The 18,721-nt window shown below is 28.2% G+C and carries 22 protein-coding genes; 11 read left to right on the top strand and 11 right to left on the bottom strand.

The annotated features are described in order from the left end of the window. Nucleotides 1-228: 228 nt before the first annotated feature. The 6 genes from Q0984_RS08670 to Q0984_RS08695 are packed head-to-tail and all read right to left on the bottom strand — an operon-like array spanning nt 229 to nt 3,818. Nucleotides 229-480 (bottom strand): formate dehydrogenase, encoded by a 252-nt coding sequence (locus Q0984_RS08670; protein WP_299526559.1) that lies wholly within the window; start codon nt 478-480, stop codon nt 229-231. 1 nt (nt 481) lies between these two features. Next, nucleotides 482-985: a 4Fe-4S dicluster domain-containing protein gene (locus Q0984_RS08675; RefSeq protein WP_299526562.1), complete on the bottom strand. Its 504-nt coding sequence runs from the start codon at nt 983-985 to the stop codon at nt 482-484. A 14-nt stretch (nt 986-999) separates the two neighbouring features. Further along, on the bottom strand, nt 1,000-1,866 hold the full coding sequence (gene porB, locus Q0984_RS08680) for a pyruvate synthase subunit PorB (RefSeq protein ID WP_299526565.1): 867 nt from the start codon (nt 1,864-1,866) through the stop codon (nt 1,000-1,002). Nucleotides 1,867-1,868: 2 nt separating this feature from the next. Further along, nucleotides 1,869-3,014, bottom strand: coding sequence for a pyruvate synthase subunit PorA (gene porA / locus Q0984_RS08685; RefSeq protein WP_299526567.1), 1,146 nt, complete (start codon nt 3,012-3,014; stop codon nt 1,869-1,871). Nucleotides 3,015-3,025: 11 nt separating this feature from the next. Further along, complete coding sequence (porD, locus tag Q0984_RS08690) at nt 3,026-3,268, bottom strand: pyruvate synthase subunit PorD (protein WP_299526570.1); 243 nt, start codon at nt 3,266-3,268, stop codon at nt 3,026-3,028. Nucleotides 3,269-3,293: 25 nt separating this feature from the next. Next, nucleotides 3,294-3,818 (bottom strand): pyruvate ferredoxin oxidoreductase subunit gamma, encoded by a 525-nt coding sequence (locus tag Q0984_RS08695; protein ID WP_299526572.1) that lies wholly within the window; start codon nt 3,816-3,818, stop codon nt 3,294-3,296. Nucleotides 3,819-3,994: 176 nt separating this feature from the next. On the opposite strand from Q0984_RS08695, the gene Q0984_RS08700 reads away from it, so the two are divergent. Beyond that, nucleotides 3,995-5,599, top strand: a complete 1,605-nt coding sequence (locus tag Q0984_RS08700) for a dihydropteroate synthase-like protein (RefSeq protein ID WP_299526575.1) — start codon at nt 3,995-3,997, stop codon at nt 5,597-5,599. Here Q0984_RS08700 and Q0984_RS08705 read toward each other — a convergent pair. Beyond that, on the bottom strand, nt 5,596-5,856 hold the full coding sequence (locus Q0984_RS08705) for a hypothetical protein (RefSeq protein WP_299526578.1): 261 nt from the start codon (nt 5,854-5,856) through the stop codon (nt 5,596-5,598). The two genes, Q0984_RS08700 and Q0984_RS08705, sit on opposite strands and share 4 nt — an antisense overlap. A 91-nt stretch (nt 5,857-5,947) precedes the next feature. On the opposite strand from Q0984_RS08705, the gene Q0984_RS08710 reads away from it, so the two are divergent. The 8 genes from Q0984_RS08710 to Q0984_RS08745 are packed head-to-tail and all read left to right on the top strand — an operon-like array spanning nt 5,948 to nt 11,790. Beyond that, nucleotides 5,948-6,805, top strand: coding sequence for a MoxR family ATPase (locus tag Q0984_RS08710; protein ID WP_299526581.1), 858 nt, complete (start codon nt 5,948-5,950; stop codon nt 6,803-6,805). Between the two features lie 13 nt (nt 6,806-6,818). Then, entirely contained in the window at nt 6,819-7,976 is a 1,158-nt protein-coding gene (locus Q0984_RS08715) for a VWA domain-containing protein (RefSeq protein ID WP_299526584.1), read from the top strand. A gap of 8 nt (nt 7,977-7,984) precedes the next feature. Then, entirely contained in the window at nt 7,985-8,902 is a 918-nt protein-coding gene (locus Q0984_RS08720; RefSeq protein WP_299526587.1) for a TIGR00269 family protein, read from the top strand. Nucleotides 8,903-8,906: 4 nt separating this feature from the next. Beyond that, nucleotides 8,907-9,110 (top strand): MoaD/ThiS family protein, encoded by a 204-nt coding sequence (locus tag Q0984_RS08725; protein ID WP_299526590.1) that lies wholly within the window; start codon nt 8,907-8,909, stop codon nt 9,108-9,110. After that, entirely contained in the window at nt 9,111-9,977 is an 867-nt protein-coding gene (locus tag Q0984_RS08730; protein ID WP_299526593.1) for a DUF89 domain-containing protein, read from the top strand. 29 nt (nt 9,978-10,006) lie between these two features. Further along, nucleotides 10,007-10,441, top strand: a complete 435-nt coding sequence (locus tag Q0984_RS08735; RefSeq protein ID WP_299526597.1) for a thioredoxin family protein — start codon at nt 10,007-10,009, stop codon at nt 10,439-10,441. Between the two features lie 9 nt (nt 10,442-10,450). Next, nucleotides 10,451-11,059, top strand: a complete 609-nt coding sequence (locus Q0984_RS08740) for a cytochrome c biogenesis CcdA family protein (protein ID WP_299526601.1) — start codon at nt 10,451-10,453, stop codon at nt 11,057-11,059. Continuing rightward, complete coding sequence (locus Q0984_RS08745) at nt 11,056-11,790, top strand: NAD(P)-dependent oxidoreductase (RefSeq protein WP_299526604.1); 735 nt, start codon at nt 11,056-11,058, stop codon at nt 11,788-11,790. The genes Q0984_RS08740 and Q0984_RS08745 overlap by 4 nt, the downstream gene beginning before the upstream one ends. On the opposite strand, the gene Q0984_RS08750 is transcribed toward Q0984_RS08745, so the two are convergent. After that, on the bottom strand, nt 11,780-13,060 hold the full coding sequence (locus Q0984_RS08750; protein WP_299526607.1) for an adenylyltransferase/cytidyltransferase family protein: 1,281 nt from the start codon (nt 13,058-13,060) through the stop codon (nt 11,780-11,782). The genes Q0984_RS08745 and Q0984_RS08750 overlap by 11 nt on opposite strands. Nucleotides 13,061-13,085: 25 nt before the next feature. Next, entirely contained in the window at nt 13,086-13,568 is a 483-nt protein-coding gene (locus tag Q0984_RS08755) for a DUF308 domain-containing protein (RefSeq protein WP_299526609.1), read from the bottom strand. A 136-nt stretch (nt 13,569-13,704) separates the two neighbouring features. On the opposite strand from Q0984_RS08755, the gene Q0984_RS08760 reads away from it, so the two are divergent. Next, on the top strand, nt 13,705-14,964 hold the full coding sequence (locus Q0984_RS08760; protein ID WP_299526611.1) for a DUF6056 family protein: 1,260 nt from the start codon (nt 13,705-13,707) through the stop codon (nt 14,962-14,964). A gap of 27 nt (nt 14,965-14,991) precedes the next feature. Here Q0984_RS08760 and Q0984_RS08765 read toward each other — a convergent pair whose 3' ends face one another. Then, entirely contained in the window at nt 14,992-16,074 is a 1,083-nt protein-coding gene (locus tag Q0984_RS08765) for an archaeosine biosynthesis radical SAM protein RaSEA (protein WP_299526616.1), read from the bottom strand. Between the two features lie 191 nt (nt 16,075-16,265). Here Q0984_RS08765 and Q0984_RS08770 point away from each other — a divergent pair, with 191 nt between their 5' ends. Beyond that, nucleotides 16,266-17,057 carry a radical SAM protein gene (locus Q0984_RS08770; protein WP_365907310.1) on the top strand — a complete coding sequence of 264 codons (792 nt, stop codon included), beginning with the start codon at nt 16,266-16,268 and terminating at the stop codon, nt 17,055-17,057. A 30-nt stretch (nt 17,058-17,087) separates the two neighbouring features. Here Q0984_RS08770 and mer read toward each other — a convergent pair whose 3' ends face one another. After that, nucleotides 17,088-18,053, bottom strand: coding sequence for a 5,10-methylenetetrahydromethanopterin reductase (mer, locus tag Q0984_RS08775; protein ID WP_299526621.1), 966 nt, complete (start codon nt 18,051-18,053; stop codon nt 17,088-17,090). Nucleotides 18,054-18,721: the final 668 nt, after the last annotated feature.

The following is an 18,721-nucleotide window of genomic DNA, read 5'->3' on the forward strand; positions in this document are numbered from 1 at the left end:
ATTTTTAGACTATCAAATGCAAAATTGGACTGAAAAACACATTAAAATCAAATAAGCCTATAAAATTTTACAGACTCATATTATTTAATTTAATTAATTTGTATAAATATGGATTTTAAAAAAAAGAAAAATTAAGAGAATATTAAATTCCCTTAAACAATTGTGATTTTGTTTCCGGTTTGGAAGTCGTTCCAGATTGAAGTAATGACGTATTCTCCTGGAATTAAATTAATGTTTAATAATATTATCTAAAATACCAATAGGGCATGTATTTTTACATTTGCCACATTTAGCACATTTTGATTTATTTAAAGTAATAGCTCCTCCAAAACATTCTATTGCATTTTCAGGACATATTTTTAAACATGGTGCTTTATCAGGGGAGCATTCCATACAAAATAAGGGAATATCATCAACATCCAGTGGATGTTGACAATTTTTACAGACTTCACAATGTGTGCAATGTCTATTTGTTTTCATATTATTCATCAAGAACTAATTTTGCTCTTGCAGCACTTGTGATGAAATGTACAAAACTATGTTTGGATGTATTTTGAACATCATAATCTCCAGAAAGTTTTGCAAGATATTTTTCTTGATTTTTAAGTTTAACTTTTGCGGGATCAATAACTGAAATAGCTCTTTTAGTACATGATTTCACACAAGCTGGACCTTCTGGTCTATCTGCACATAAATCACATTTTTCAGCTACACTATCTGCTATGGTTATTGCACCGAATGGACAAACAATACTACATAAACCACATCCAATACAATCTTCAGTTTTAACACCTTCAGTAGTTATTGCATTTGTTGGACAAATTTTAACACAAGGTGCATTTTCACAATGTTGGCAAACTAAGGAATAATATGCGGAATCATGTTCTATAATTTTAATTCTAGGAGCACTGTGGATAGATGCACACATGTTTACACAGTTGTTACATCCATCACATGCGTCTCTATTTACAAATATTTTTTCCACTGTTATTCCTCCTTTTATAATCCTAATTCTTCACAAGATTTGTCAACATATTTTTGTATTTTTTCGATATGTTCATCGTTAAGATGTTTGAATCTTTTTTGAGGAGCTAAATAATCTTTTACAGGTTTTCTTTCATCAGGTCTGTAAGTGATATTGAATTCACCGTTTTCAATTTCATATAAAACCCATGATCCAGTTTCAACAGCTAATCTTCCCATTTCAATAGTTTTTTCTGAGGAGAATCCCCAACCAGTGGTACAAGGTTGGTGTAAGTGTATATAAGCAGGCCCATCAATTTCTGCTGCTTTTTTAACTTTTTTAACATAATCTTCAGGGTATGCGATAGATGCAGTAGCTACATATGGAATTCCATGTGCTGCCATAATCATTGGCATATCTTTTTTAGGTTTGTCTTCTCCAAAACTTGCACTTCCTTTTGGTGAGGTAGTAGTACTTGCTCCATAAGGTGTAGCACCACTTCTTTGAATACCTGTATTCATATATGCTTCATTATCATAACAAATGTAAGTTAAGTTGTGACCTCTTTCCATAGCTCCAGATAATGATTGTAAACCGATATCTACAGTACCTCCGTCTCCTCCGAAAGCAATTACATTAACATCATCTTTTCCTTGAATCCTTAATGCACTTTCTACTCCAGATGCAACTGCTCCAGCATTTTCAAAAGCTACATGCATCCATGGGATTTCCCATGCAGTTTCTGGATAAGGGGAAGTCATTACTTCAAGACAACCAGTAGCTGAAATAGCTACAGTATTTTTTCCTAATGCATTAAGAGCTAATCTAACTCCAATAGAAGCTCCACAACCTGCACATCCTCTGTGTCCTGGTGCTAAATATTCTTTATCAGATATTTCCATTTTTATTCCTCCTTAAGTCCTATCCATGAAACTTCTTTTTCCGGATTTTTGGTTTTTTCATAAACTTCTAAAATTGATTCTGGAGTAATGTCTCTTCCACCTAAACCAATAATAAATCCATATGCTTCTTTGTGGATTTTTGCTTTAATATCGGTGTAAAGAGCTCCACCTATTCCAAAGGTAACATTTTTATCAAGAACTGCTAATTTTGATGCATTTTTAACAGCTTCATCAATAGCTTCAACAGGGAATGGTCTGTATGCTCTAACTTTAAGTAAACCTACTTTTTCGCCTTTGTTTCTTAATTCATCAACCATTACTCTTAAAGTACTGCACATTGAACCCATAGCTACGAAGATAATGTCTGCATCATCTGTTTTGTATGTGTCAATAAGACCATATTCTCTACCAAATATTTCTGCAAATTCTTTGCAAGTTTCTTCAATGACTGGAATTGAATTTTCCATAGCTACTTGCATATCATGTCTTGCTTCAAGATAATAATCTGGATCAGCTAATGTACCTATGGACATTGGTTCATTAGGGTCTAAGAAAGCATGTTTTGGAACATATGGAGGTAAAAATTTATCTACATCTTCTTGTGATGGAATTTCTACAGGTTCTACTGTGTGAGTTAAAATAAATCCATCTAAACATACCATTGATGGAAGTAATACATCGTAGTTTTCGGAAATTTTATATGCCATCAATGTAGTATCTAATGCTTCTTGTGCACTTTCAACATAAATTTGCAACCAACCTGCATCTCTTTGTGCAATAGAGTCTTGTTGGTCATTCCAAATATTTAATGGTGCAGATATTGCCCTGTTTGCATCTGCTAGTACGATTGGAGTTCTCATACCTGCTGCTGCAAATAATATCTCATGCATTAACATTAATCCTTGTGATGATGTTGCAGTAAAGACTCTTACTCCTGCACTACTTGCTCCAACAGATGCACTTATTGCACTGTGTTCAGATTCTACTTTAATGTATTTTGCTTCAATTTTTTCATCAGCAACATATTGTGCAAGATATTCTGAGATTGTTGTTTGAGGTGTAATTGGATAAACAGGAATAACTTGTGGTTTAGCTAATCTTACAGCTTCTGCAACTGCTTTATTTGCTGTCATAACTTCTTTTGTCATTTTTTCACTTCCTATTCTTTAACCATTTCGATTGCATCTGCAGGACATTCATTTGCACAAATTCCGCAGCCTTTGCAGTAATCGTAATTAATGTCATGTTCTTTATTTACACTGGAATCTGGACAGAAAATAATACAGTTATCACAGTCAATACATTTTCTTTTATCTAAAATAGGTTTAAAAGTTCTCCAACTTCCAGTTTTATTATTTTTACTACTTCCAGGTGTTTTTATTACACATCCGATAGCTACCATTCTAATTCACCTTCTCTTTTTTGTTTTATCCCATTTCGTAAGCTTTTTGTGTAGCTTTTGCATTTAATTCTCCAACTTTTCCTGGGAATGTTTCTTTAATTACTTCAATAAGTGATTCAATACTTACGATATTGGTTTTTTTAGCAAAGTATCCTAAAATAATTGTGTTGACAATATTGCGTCCTAATAAATCTAATGCAATTCCGGTTGCATCAATACTGTGGACTGGATGTTCACCAGATCCTTTAAACTCTTCAGCAATATTAATAATTACTTCTGTATTTTCTTTTATTCCTGAAAACACATCTACAACACTCATTAATCCATCATCGAGAACTAATACATAGTCTGGATTATATACTTGGTATCTTATGTCAATTGGTTTGTCGTCAATTCTAGTAAAAGCCATTACTGGTGCTCCTCTACGTTCAACTCCAAAAAAAGGAAAAGATTGAACATATTTACCATCTTTAAAAGCAGCTTTTGCCAAAATTTCAGCAGCAGTTACGGACCCTTGTCCACCACGTCCGTGAAAACGAATTTCAATCATTTATTCTCCTCCATAGTTTATCATGTATAATCATTATAAATTCCAAAATATATAAAGTTTATCATGTATAATCATTATAGATTCATTGATTATTTATATTAATTTCATTATTTTGTAGTTACTTATAATAATTAATAGAAATATAATTATAATTATTATAATTTAGTTGGTGAGTTATGAAAGTTTTAATTATTACTGGGAATTTGGCATATCCTTTAATTAAAAATGTTGTGGCTAATGCAAATGTGGAGGTTATTATTCATGTAGCTGATAAAACACAGGTTGCAGCATTTTTAACTCCTAGAATAATTATTGATGAGATAAAAACTAATTTTGCTGATCAATTGGATAAAATTGATTTAATTTTAGTTCCAGGTTTGATAAAAAAAGGAACTCGCGAAATAACTAAAGAATTGGGAATTCCTACATTTAAAGGATCAACAGATGGTGCAGATTTAGCCATGGTATTAAATCTTTTGGATAAGATTGAATTGTCAGAAGATAAACCTGCAGATAAGCTTATTGAAGAAGAAAAAAGAAATGAAGCTTTAAAATTCATTGAAGATTTTGAAAATGATGAAAATACTATTAAAGAATTATTAAAAAAACCAAATAATATTATGGTTGGAAATCTACCGGTAGGTGAAGATTTTCCAATGAGGGTCTTATCAGAAATAGCTAATGCACCATTTTTATCAAAAGAAGCTTTAATTCATAAATGCCAATATTTTGTTGATTCTGGAGCAGATATGATTGATATTGGTATGGCTGCAGGAGAAGATTTTTCTAATAAAGTTCCAGAATTAATTGATACTTTAAGGCCTATTGTTGGAGATAGACCACTGAGTATAGATACATTAAACACGAAAGAAATAGAAGTAGCTGCTAAACATGGTATTGATTTAGTATTAAGTTTGGATTTAGGAAATAACTCTAAAGTCATTGATGTTTTAAAAGAAACCAATACTCCGGCTGTTTTACTTCCAACTAATTTTTCAAAGGGGTTCACTCCAAAATCTCCTGATGAACGAGTTCAAGCAATGAATCAATTAATTGAAGAAACTGAAGGAATTAATTATGTTGCAGATTTAATTTTAGATCCAGTAAACAGTAGTAGTATAGTTGAATCTATAATGGCTTGTTTTGAATTTCATAAAACAAATAAAGCACCAATGTTTTTTGGTGTAGGTAATGTTACAGAATTGATGGATGCAGATTCTGGAGGAGTTAATGTATTGCTTGCAGGTATTGGTATGGAATTAGGTGTAAGTATATTATTTACTCCTGAAGAAAGTGGAAAAACAAGAGGTAGTGTTTATGAATTGTCTACAGCATCTAAAATGATGTTTTTAGCTAAACATAGACATTCTATTCCAAAAGATTTGGGAATTAATCTGGTTGCATTTAAGGATAAACATAAAAGATTAGATATTATTGAAAATGAAACTGATGGTGTTCCAGAAGTTAAACAAAATGAACCTATGAAATTTGTAAGGGATAAAGCAGGAAGTTTTAAAATTAATGTTGATTATGGAACTACTGTTAAAGCTAGTAGGATTATAGCAACTCATTTTAAAAAGAATAAAGCAGATTTAGTAATTGTTGGAAATTCTGCAAAAGAGATTTACGAAGAAATCATTAATAAAAAACTTGTAACAAGAATGGAACATGCAGCATATTTAGGCAGTGAACTTCAAAAAGCTCAAATAGCTATGATTACAGGAAAAGAATATGTTCAGGATTTTGAGTTATTTAAAAATCCTGATGAATTTAGAAATTAAGTTTGTTGACTAGATACACTTTGTGTGTCTTGACTAGGTTGTTCGCTTTCAGTTTGCGGATTATTTTCTTGAGGATTTTCATTAAATCCGTTATCTTGACTTGAACTACTTGAATCAATAGCATTGGAACTATCGGATGATTCTCCAGAATTATCATTTCCAAAATGAATGTCTGGAATATTTCCAAAAGTAAAAATTCCAGTAGCAACTATAACAATTAAAACTAACATTATAATAATTGCATTTTCTGTTTTCATAATTAAACCTCATTATATATTATTTGCAAAACTTTTAAATAAATTCATCATAATATTTGTAATTATAATATAAAATAAAGAAGGTTTAATTGTGCAAATTGACGATTTATCTGTTAAAAAAATTGACAAAATTCTTTTAAATGAAAATTATGTCCCGGATAATGAAATTTCGACAACATTATATTTATCTTTTTTACTTGGAAAACCAATGCTCATTGAAGGGCCACCAGGTGTTGGAAAAACAGAATTAGCTAAAGTAATAGCTACAGCTTTTGATAGAGATTTCTTTAGAATTCAATGTTATGAAGGAATTACTTTTGAGCAAATTGTTGGGGAATGGAATTATCAAAAACAATTATTGCATTTGGAAGCAGCTAAAAATGATTCTAATAATGAGGAAAAAATATTTCATGAAGATTTTTTTATTAGACGTCCGTTATTAAATGCTTTTTTAAATGAAAAAGATTCTATTTTATTAATTGATGAAATTGATAAGGCAGATGAGGAAGTAGAAAGTTTTCTACTTCAGGCACTTGGTGAACAAGAAATAACTATAAATGATTTGGGAACTTTCCAGTTATCTAATGATTTAATTGTTATTTTAACATCTAATTCTCAAAGATCTTTACTTGATGAAACTAAAGATAGATGTCTGTTCTTATATATTCCTTATCCTTCAGTTGAAAGAGAAATTGAAATTGTCAAATCAAGACTTCCAGAAGCAGATGATCATACAGTTTCAAAAATAGTTAAAATAGTTCATGATATACGTAATCTTAATTTGATGAAAAAACCATCTGTAAGGGGAACTGTAGATTGGGTTAAGTCAGTTTCTAATTTAGGTACTAAAAATTTCAACAAATCTTTGGAAGATAGTATTGGTGTAGCTATTAAAACTGAAAGTGATAAAAAAAGAGTTTTGAAAGATGTAATTCATAAAAAATATTAATTGTAATGATATTATGATTGATAAAGTTGCAGAATTGTCTCATCAGTTAAGGGATGTGGGTTTGCCTGTTAGTATTAGAAGTACTCAGTCAGCTACTCAAATTTATATGGAATTGGGGGAGAATGATAGAAATCTTTTAAAAACAGCTTTGAGGGCAGTTTATGTTAAAGATAAGTATGATATCCCTAAATTCAATAAAATTTTTGAAAATGTCTTTAAAAAAGAAGTTAAAAGAAAAGAAACTTTGGATATTGAAAAAAAAGGAAAAGCTTATGAGGGTAGGGGACCTAAATCTAATAAATATATTATTAAAAGACAGGGTAACATATCTAATAAAATTAAAAAGGAAAAAATTGATAATGAAAAATTAAAACAATTATCTGGCCAACCATTGTTAGATGAAGTTCAAAAACTTGAAAGAGATGGCGAATTATTAAATAAGGATTTAACAAAGCTTAATAAATTTGATCCAAGAATGCTTGAGATTTGTCAAAGATTAGGTAGGAAAATAGCTAATAAACGTTCAAGAAGAAAAATACGAACTAATTCAAATAAAATTGATATTAGACGCACTATAAGAACAAACATGAAATATGGTGGAGTTCCTTTTGAATTAATTAAAGCTAAACCAAGACCTCATAAAAATGAACATTTGTTCCTAAATGATATTAGTGGTTCCTGCGAATGGATTAGTAGTTGGTTTTTCATGTTGATGTTTTCAGCACAAACTGCATTTAAAAATTCCAGAACATTTGAATTTGATAATAAAGTTATTGAAACAACTTCTGCTTTAAAAGAGGAGTATTTGATTGATGCATTTACAAAAGTTAAAGATATGCGTCTTAAAAATGTTATGGTTCATGGAACTTCTAATATGTATACTTCCTTTGAAAAGTTCATGAAAATGGCTGATTTAAATAATAATTCTTATGTGATAATTTTATCTGATTGTAGAGATTGGGCAGGACCTAAAGTAAGGGGAGTTCCAGCTAGTGTTGAATTAGTTGGCGAAATGGTTAGAAATTCTAAAAAAGTAGTAATATTAAATCCTGAAGATAGAAATAAATGGGATATAGTTGATAGTTGTGTTTCATTATATGAAGATGCTGGAGCTCAAGTATTTGAAGTAAATACTTTGAATCAGTTGGCTCAGTTTGTAGAGCAGATGTAGGTGTATTTATGCAATGTAGTAAATGTGGTAATTCTCAAGTTATTATTAAAAAACAGCAATCAGGACAATATTTATGTAAAGATTGTTTCATTAATTCAATTGAAAAAAAGGTTATTAAAACAGTTAAAAAAGAAAAATTATTAGATAAAGGTGATAAAGTTTTAGTTGCACTTTCCGGAGGTAAAGATAGTGTGACAACTTTGGAAATTCTAAACAGTTTTCGTGAAAGAAATATTATAGATATCTGTGCAGTGACAGTTGATGAAGGAATTGATAATTATCGTCAGGATGGTGTAGATATAGCTATTAATCATGCAAAACGTTTGGGTATTAAACATAAAGTAGTTTCTCTTAAAGAAGAATATGGTATAACTTTAGATGAGATAATGCAAAGAAAAAACCATATTGGGTCATGTAGTTATTGTGGTGTTTTTAGAAGAACTATAATAAATAAAGCAGCCCGTGAAATGGGAGCTACAAAAATCGCTACTGGTCATAATTTAGATGATGAAGTTCAGGCTATCATGATGAATTATCTTGAGGGAAATACTGATAATTTAACTAAACTTGGAGCAAAAACATCTTCAAAAGCTAAAGAATTCACAGTTAAAATAAAACCTTTAAGGGAAATTCCTGAAAGAGAAATTGGATTATATGTAGTTGCAAAAGAATTGGATGTTCATTTTGATAGTTGTCCTTATGCACAGCAATCTTTTAGAGGTGAAGTTTCAGATTTAATAAATAAACTTTCTGAAAAACATCCTACAATAAAATACTCTACACTTAGAGGTTATGATAAAATTAAAGAGATTATTGGTGATGGATTTAAAAAAGAATATCCTCAGTCAAGATGTGAAAGATGTGGTGAACCATCAGCAAATAGATTATGTAAAGCATGTACATTTTTAGAAGAATTAGGGAAATGATATTATGACATTCACATTAAAATTTAAAGATATTGATGAAAAAAGAAGCATACCAAAAGAAAATTACACAATTAAAGATTTATTGAATGATTTGGAATTATCTTCACAAACTATTGTTCCAAAACAAAATGGGGAATTAGTTATTGAAGAAACAGAAATTCAAGATGATGATGAAATACAGTTAGTTCAAATTATTTATGGTGGTTAAGTGAAAATTAACTATGAATGTGGAGCTTGTTTTTTAAGACAAGCTAAAGAAGCTATGGATTTAGCTACTGATGATGAGGATGTTAAAATAGAACTTATGAATGATATATTCACTTATTTAAGTTCTAATTTTTATAAAGACACTAATTCCAATAAAACAGGTTCTACTATTCACAGCATGATTAAAGATAAAACAGGTTGTTATGATCCATATATTAAAGAAAAAATCGCAGGTAATGAAATTGCTTTAAAGTATTTGCCTGTAGTTAAAGAAGTTCTTAATCAAAATAATAGTTTGGAAAATCATGTTAAAATAGCTATTATAGGAAATATTCTGGATTTTGGAGCTTTTACATTGGATACTGATGTTGGAAGTTTAATTAATTCAGCTTTAAAGCGTGATTTAGCTATTAAAGATATTAATGAATTTGAAGATGCTTTAAAAAAATATGATGAAGTATTATATCTGGTAGATAATACTGGGGAAATAGTTTTTGATAAATTATTACTTTCTAAAATTAAACAATATGATTTGAATATTACAATAGCAGTTAAATCTAAACCTATTATAAATGATGCATGTATGGAAGATGCGATTAATGTAGGTCTAGATGAATTTGGAAAAATTGTTGAAATTGGTGCTGGAACAGTTGGATATGTTGATAGTGAAATTTCTGAGGAATTTAGAGAAATTTTCAATTCTCATGATTTTGTAATTTCTAAAGGAATGGGTAATTATGAAGGGTTAACTGAAATAGACTTGTCTGATAAAGAAGTTTTCTTTTTATTATGTTCAAAATGTACAACAATTTCAAAAAATATTGGTGTTAATTTACAAGATATGTTGCTTTTAAGAAATAGTAATTAATATATTTGGTAATTTAATATACTATGTTTATGAAAAAATGTAGTTTATATTTCATTATTTTCATAATAATTGTCATTATTGTAGTAAGTGCATGGTTTTCACTGAATGATAATAAAGTTGAATCTCAGAAAGTGGAATTCAATATTATTGACACTGCAGGAAATTTATCTGAAGCTATTGAAATAGCAAAAAGTAAAGATAAAAAAGTTTTTGCTGTTTTTGAGTCAGATACTTGTACTTATTGTAATCAATTAAGACAAAATACATTAAACAATAATCAGGTTATGGAGAAACTTAATGAAAGTTATGTAGTAACTGTAATTGATATTAATAAGAATCCTGAAATAGCTAGTAAGTATGATGTTTATTCAACACCTACTATGGTTATTTTAGACAGTGAAGGTAATGAATTAAAATCTATTGTGGGCTATTATGGACCTGATGATTTATTGAAAATGATATGAGGAGATACTATGGAAATGTTTCTAGTTATTTCTTTTATTGCTGGAGTAATTTCAATTTTATCTCCTTGTATTTTACCTATTTTACCAATTTTTATAGGATTTAACTTAAAAAAGAGAAAAAATATAGAAATTATTTCATTTATTTTAGGCTTATTTGCTATTTTTATAATTGTATTATTTGCAACAGTTTATTTTACTATACTTATTTATAAATACTTAAATTATATTAGATTAATATCTGCATTTATTTTAATTCTAATCGGGAGCTGTTTGTTATTTAATATATCATATAATATGCCTGCTTTAGCTTATAAAAATAATAATGCATTTATTTTAGGCTTTTTAACATCATTATCATGGGCACCATGTTACAGCGGATATTTAATTTCACTTTTAACAGTACTTGTAAATTCAGGAAATCCAATAAGTGTAGCAATTAATATTTTAGTATATTGTATTGGTTTTGGTTTGACTTTATTAATTTTAGGTTATGTAATTTCTAGAGTAGATGTAAATAAATTTGCTAAAAAGTCTTTAAATCTTCAAAAAATATTTGCTATATTAATTCTACTTGGAGCAATTTACATGTTAATAACTGCATTAGGAGGGATTTTATGAAAATAGGTTTTATTGGCTTTGGAAAAGTAGCTAAAAATCTGGTAAATTTAATTAAATGTGATAATATCACTTTCTTAACATCTGCTCAAAACAGATCAAAAACTACAATTGAAAATATAGAAAACTCAGAAGTGATGGTTTTAAACACATTTAAAGATGTGGCTCTTAACTGTGATATTTTAATTTCAGTTAATAGTCCAAATCAAGCATTGAACATAGCTGTTAAATATGGAAAATATTTAAATGGAATTTATTTGGATTTAAATAATATCTCTCCAAAAACAACATTTGAAATTAGTAAATATGTAGATAATTTAATTGATGGAGCTATTATTGGAAAAATTGATTCTTCAAACCCAATTTTATATTTATCTGGTAAAGATCTAGAAAAATTGGATTTTTTAAGTGATTTTTTAGAACTCCATAAAATCAGTGAAAAATTAGGTGATGCATCTAAATTAAAATTGCTGCGTAGTATGTATACAAAATCTGTTTCAGCTATTTTAATAGAAAGTTCACAAATAGCTAAAAATTTAGATTTGGAAGATGAATTTTTTGATAGTTTAACTTTAACTGAAGGTAAAGATTTTAAAAACAGAGCTATTTCAAGAATTAATAATACAAAAAACAGTAAAAAAAGAAAAGCTGAAGAGTTAACTCAAATTATTGATTATTTTGAAAAAGAAGATTTAACCATGGTTAAAGCTAGTTTAAAAAAGCTTAACCAATAGTTATATTTACTTTATATCCTTTTTTAGCTTGTTCAATAGTTCCTGTTGTTGGAATAAAGTTTGAATCCATGATATATCTAAGATAAGTTACTTCTTTTGCAGGTAATCTTAAATTAGTTTTAATTTTTTTACCATCTGCTTTTAGTTGAACTGATATTTTATTATTTTTATCAATGTATAAATCAGCATTTAAACCTTCTGACATAATTTTGGTTTCAAATTTAGTTAAATTTAATCCTGCATGAAGATTTAAAGGAGGTTTATTTACTTTAATATTTTCACTTCTAAATTTTTCATTAGCTATTTTAGCACTTACTCCTTTTTCACTTTCACTTGCAACATACCATGCTCGATCAATAACTCTTTGAACTTTTTGACCATCAGGAATAACTCCTTTTGCTTCGTAACTTTTCATTAAATCCATAACTTCTTTTTTAGTAACTTCTTCTTCAATAGCACTTACAGCTAATCTAGTCATAACTGGACCATAATTTGCTCTTCTAAATACTGCCCATATAGATTCAGGATCCCTATAAACTCTTCTTTTAATAATTTCATTTATAGTGTTTCCATTTAAGTATGCTATTTTTTCGAGGTTTCCCCGTGAATAAGTGTTCATTTTTTTATAAATTTCATCCCAGTTACGTTTTCCAGGAATATTGTCGGCAGCTATTTCTCGTTCAAGAATTTCTACAGTTGTTTTTGGAAGTAATTTTTTAGTTTCTTTAGGGATAATCATATCATTTTCTATTATTGATTTTCTGATTTTTCTTCCAGAATATTTTTCTTTATTAAGTTCTGGAATTACATGGTATTCTAAAGGAGATCCTAAAAATTCATTTAAAGCATACCAACGTATTTCATTTCTGTTTGGGTAATTTTTAGGCATTCCAACAAAGTTTCCTTGTTTGATAAATTTTTGAGCTTTATCTTTAATTTCTTCAAGAGGGATATGTGCTGATGTAATATAATCAGTGGCACCATCTTCATACATTTTATTTAATCTTATTGGAACACTATAAGATAAAACAAGTCTATGATGAAGACCTTCAAATGATTTAACATCGTCTGCTCCAAGAGCTAATGCCATATCACGTCTTGCTTCAAAATTTGCAAAAAATGGTCCGTGATTAGCACTGTATCCTTTATTTAAATATACAACTAGCTGTTTTCCTTTTGCATCAGCTAGTTTTTTTGCTTCTTTAATTAATTTTTCATGACCTTTATGTATAGGGTCAAAGTCTGCACTAATAGCTATCAATTTCAACACCAAAAAAAGAAAAAAGTTGATGGGTTTAACCATCTATAATTTTTAAAGTACCGGTTATTACTAACCACAATCCGATTAAAGTACCAAGAATAATTGGGTCTGCAACATAACTACCAATAATGATGTAAAGTAAACCTAATAATATTCCACTTATACCTATATAAAATCCAAATCTAGCATGGCGGTTGTTAACTAAAGCAACAACTCCCACAATAATTAATACAATTCCTGCAAGATAAAGTGAAATTTCTGCAAGGAATGCAAATAAATTAGGATTAAATGTTAAGCCAAGACTTAAGAATAATAGTATAATTCCTAAAATTAAATCAATAATTGCTCCAGTTTTATTATAATCTATTATAGCTACTCCTACAACAAGTAAGTAAATAGATATTAAGAGAACAGATAAACCTATTAAGGAACTAGTTCCAATAACACCAATCATTGGAAATGCGATGATTATTATTCCTAAAATGATAGCTAGTAAACTAACAAATTTATTTTTCATCTTTTTCCTCCCTTGTTATTAATTTTAATATTTTATATTCATATAGTTTTTTCTTTAAAGTAATTAAAATTATCTTTAACCAAAATATTATTATAGTTATTAAATTGATATAATAATAAAAAGTAGGACCTATAACATGAATTTTAAAAAATATTATAAATATATTCCATTTATTGTGTTTTTAATTATATTACTGATTTATCATTGGAAGTTAGCAGTAGTTACTGCAGATTATCCTACTTTTAAAACTATAATTTCAAAACACCCTTTATTTTCCTTAGCGAGGGATGGTTATCTAAATTATAGATATGCAACATGGAGTTCCAGATCACTTATTGAATTTAATGTAGGTGTTTTAGTTTCAATACCTACAGAAATTTGGAGAATTTTAGATTCAATCATTTTTGCAGCTATTGCAGTTTTAATAAGTAAAATTTTTGTTAAACAGGAAAAATCAAATTTATTTTATAACTCCTTAGCTTGTTTATTTGTGGGATTATGTATAATATCATTTTCTAAAATATTAGAATCCGCTGGATGGTTAGCTACTACAACAAATTATATTTGGCCACTTTGTTTTATATTAATCCATTTTTATCTGTTAAAAGAATATACATTTAAAAATAAAGATTTAACTAAATTTAAGAAATTATTGGTAAATGTAGTTTTGATTATTACATTATTGGAAGCTATTAGTTCTGAACAATTATTAGTTATGGTAGCTGGAGCATATTTATTTATTGTAATCTATTGTTTATATAAGAAAATAAAAATCCCTCGCATATTTTACATAGGTATATGTTTGATATTTTTAAATTTTATTTATGATTTTTATTGTCCTGGAAATACTAATAGAGTTAAAGTAGTTACAAAATTAGGATTTCCAGATTATGCAAAATTTAATATTATAAATAAACTAGATGTTGGGACTAATTATTTTTTAAGTTGGATTTTAATGGCTAAAGATATATTTTCAGTTATTTTCTTTATCTTACTTGGAATCTACACTTATTTGATATCTAAGAAAAAAATAACATTTGTTTCAGTGATACTAATTGCAATTATCTATTTCGGTCATTTAAATTATTTTGATTTAACTACATTAAAACATGGTTTGTTATCTTTAGATTTAAAAAGATTATTAAGTTGTTTGGGAGCATATCTTGTTGTTATACTACCAATGTTATATTCTATTTATTTAATCTATAAAAATGGAAATAAACAGTTAAGTTATATTATATTATCTCTATTAGTATTAGGATTTGGATCAGTTATTATTTCAGGTTTCACACCTTCATTAACTAGTGATGGTAGAATATTTTTATATTATGGATTTATAATGCTGATTTTGGATTATATATTAATTGACAATATAAAAAATAAAATTAATTTTTGATATAAGTTGATATATCAAAAAATTTTTTTAATATAATGGAAGATGTTTTACAGGTATGGTTGATTTATTCATGTCTGCATTATTGATTTCAGCTAACCATTCATTTTTACAATCACAATCATATTCTATAGGTTCTTGTGTTAAATTATTAGATATAATCATATGTTTCAAGTCTTTGTTACATTTTTTACAGTTATATGGGCCACGTCTTGAACCAAATCCAGAAGTATCAAGTAATGCAGGAATATTTAATTCATGACGTACTGTATTTATAATTTCAATACAACTCCAAATCCAAGGTGGTTGATAAGCTCCTTTACGCCACATTCTTTCAATTAAAGTTCCACCATGTATTGTCGCTGGACAAAAAGATAATCTGTCTACATTATTTTCAGCACAATATCTTGCAGTTTCTATAGCTTCATCAATTGCTTCTTTTTCATTTAACAAAATAGGTTTTACAAAAATATATGCTTTTGATTTAAGATTATAACCTTTTTCATTATTTAATTTTTGAATTGTTAAAACAGCTTCATTAAAATCTTTTAAACTAAATCCTTTATTAATTTTTTTAAGTCTAGTGTAATCATTTGAAGTTTCAAGACCTATACTAATTTCAAATAAAGTATCTCCAATAATATCCATTATTTCATCAATATATTCCTCTTTAACATATTCTGCTCTAGATTCCACTACAATTTCTGTAACATTACCTAAATTCATTAAAATATTTAATATTTCATCACGAGCATCTTTTGGAAGTTCACGAGGATTTAAAAAACTACCTGAAGCAAATAATTTAACAGTTATCTTGTTTTCTTCATTAATCGGAAAACGACTTAAATGTTGTTTAAAAATATTAACAATAGTTTCACTGTCAATAGGTTCTAATGTACAATCTGAAACATAACTGCACATTGTACATCCACCACTGTCTCCAAGAGCCCAAGAACATCCAGGTGTAGGTAAAATAATAAATAAAGTTTTTGCAACTCCATCATAAGTTAAATCATCATTGTACCAACTAGCAGCTACCTGGTTAGGTGTTTTTGGGTCTTTTCTTTCAAAAGCCCTAGCTCTAATTTCTTTAGTTAAATTTTCAATCTCCATTATATATACCTTATAATAAAATTAATATTAATATTTAAGGTGTTGATATAATTAAAAACTTTTCCAATAATAATGATTTGATTTTGAAAAAATATGGATTTAAAAATAAAAAAGTAAATTCAATATTTAATAAAATAAAAGGAAAAAGAAATTTCAATCTTTTTTTGGAAGATTATACTATAAATCCATATATAGGTTGTTCTTTTAATTGTGTTTATTGTTATATTAATGGAAGTAAATATGCAAAAGAAACAAATAATTATTATGTAAAGTCAAATGCTTCTGATCTGGTTTATAAAAAATTAAAAAAATTGGCTAAAAATCAAGAACGAGCATTTTTAAATTTAGGTTCAGCATCTGATTCATATATGGAAATAGAAAAAGAATTAGAATTAACCAGGGATATTTTAAAAATATTTCTAAGATTTAAATATCCGGTTCATATTATAACAAAATCCGATTTGATTTTAAGGGATATTGATATTCTAAGAAAGATTAATGAAATAGCTATTTTACCTGAGGACATAAAAAATTTGAAATCTAAAGTATGTATAACATTTTCATTTTCAACAATTGATGATGAACTAGCTAGTCTAATTGAACCAAATGCACCATTACCTTCACAAAGATTAAATGCAATGAATAAATTAGCTAGTGAAGGTTTCCATGTGGGGGTGGCGTTAATGCCAATTTTACCTTATTTAAATGATGATATTGAAAATCTTGACAATGCAGTTAAACTTTTTAAGAAAAATAATGCCAGCTATTTGATTCTTGGTGCTTTGTCACTTTTTGGAAATAATGATAATTCTTCTAAAATAAAATATTTTAATTTTATTGAAAATAATTTCCCTGAGATTTTAGTTAATGTAAAAAAATTGTTTTATAATAGAGAATATCCTTCACAAAAATATCAAAATGATATTTATAGAAAAATAGTAAATATTTGCAAAAAACAGGATGTTAAAACAACAATGATTTAAAAATAAAAAAGAAAAAAAGAAATTAGGAGTTTAGAAACTTGCGATTACTTCTCCTAATAATCTGATAGATTCTTCTACATTTTTTCCGATTGGAGAACCAGCTACATATTGGGTTACACCCATTTCAGCTAATCCTTCTACTTTAGGTATGAATTCATCAGGAGTACCTGCTACGGAGAAAGCATTGAGTAAATCATCATCGATTAATCCAATAGCTCCACCAAAGTCACCTTTACCTAAGCAAGCACCGATTTTTTCGTTAATACCTTCAGGTAATCCGTGTCTTTCGATAACCATAGGTGGTGAACCAGCTGCAATAAATGCAACAACAATTTTTGCTGCGTTTTTAGCTTTTTCAGAGTCAGTTCCAATAGAGGTTGCGGTGTATGCACCTACATCGAAGTTGGAAACATCTTTACCAGCATTTTCAATTCCTTTTTTAATAAGAGGTAATGCTGCTTCATAATCTTTAGGGTTGGATGCATTAATTAAAACACCATCTGCGATTTCTCCAGCGGTTTCTAACATTTTAGGTCCTTGAGCACCCATGTAAATTGGAAGGTGTTCTTGAACAGTTTTTACTCCACCTAATGCTGCTCCAGTTTCAGTTTTTTCACCAGCAAGTAAAGTGTTAATATCAGCAATAGCGGATCTTATTGTAGATACAGGTTTTTCCCATGGGATTCCTAATGCGTCAAATGTTGCTTTATCACCAGGTCCAATACCAAAAGTAGCTCTTCCATCGGAGAGTTCATCGATAGTAGCAATTGCAGAAGCAGAGATAGCAGGGCTTCTTACATATGGGTTGGTTACACCAGGACCTAATTTAATGGTTTCGGTTTCTTTAGCAATTAAAGCTAAGGTTTCATATACATTTTTGTTGTTGTAGTGGTCTGTGATCCATGCATATTCAAAACCAACTTCTTCAGCTAATTTTACACGTTTTACTATTTTATCTAAGTCTTCATTTGGTACGAATTCTATACCGAACTTCATTTTATCACCATACTAAATTTTATTAAAGAATATATAAAGCACTTATTATTTGACTTAGATAGAAAGTTTTAAATATTATTCCTGTTTGGGAGGTTAACTAATTACTATTAAATGATGGTGTATTAATATATTTATTTTTTTTATTACTGGTTTTTGTTACTACTTTCTAATTATAATATTATTACTTTTTTTCAAATTTTAAAATTTATTTTAAATTTAATGTCTTTTGTTTTATTTATTTTTAATATATCTTCTTCAATTAATATTTTAATTTTTTATTTTACATATTTTTAAATAAAAATTATTTTTGCAATAGTTTTTAATTAATTTTGTTGATATAATTTCCCTGTCTATTAGATGTGCCATGTGTCTTATGGCGTTGGTCTAAGTTACATTGTATTGACAATTATAACTATGATGACTGCTTTTCCACATATGGCTATAAATTTATCATATTTATTGTATTAATTAAATTTAATATCTATAGAATGTGCTTTATGAGTACCTGAGTTTTTCGGGTATGATGTTGGTTTTGTAGATGTGGTGATATTTGATTATAGGAACTCTTATATCAAATTATTATGTGTATTATTACTCGTCTATATTTTTTTAGCGTACTTCATAAATTAGCTTTTTTATGATATCTGCTTTTATCATTCAATTCTGTT

Source organism: uncultured Methanobrevibacter sp., assembly GCF_934746965.1.
Taxonomy (GTDB): domain Archaea; phylum Methanobacteriota; class Methanobacteria; order Methanobacteriales; family Methanobacteriaceae; genus Methanocatella.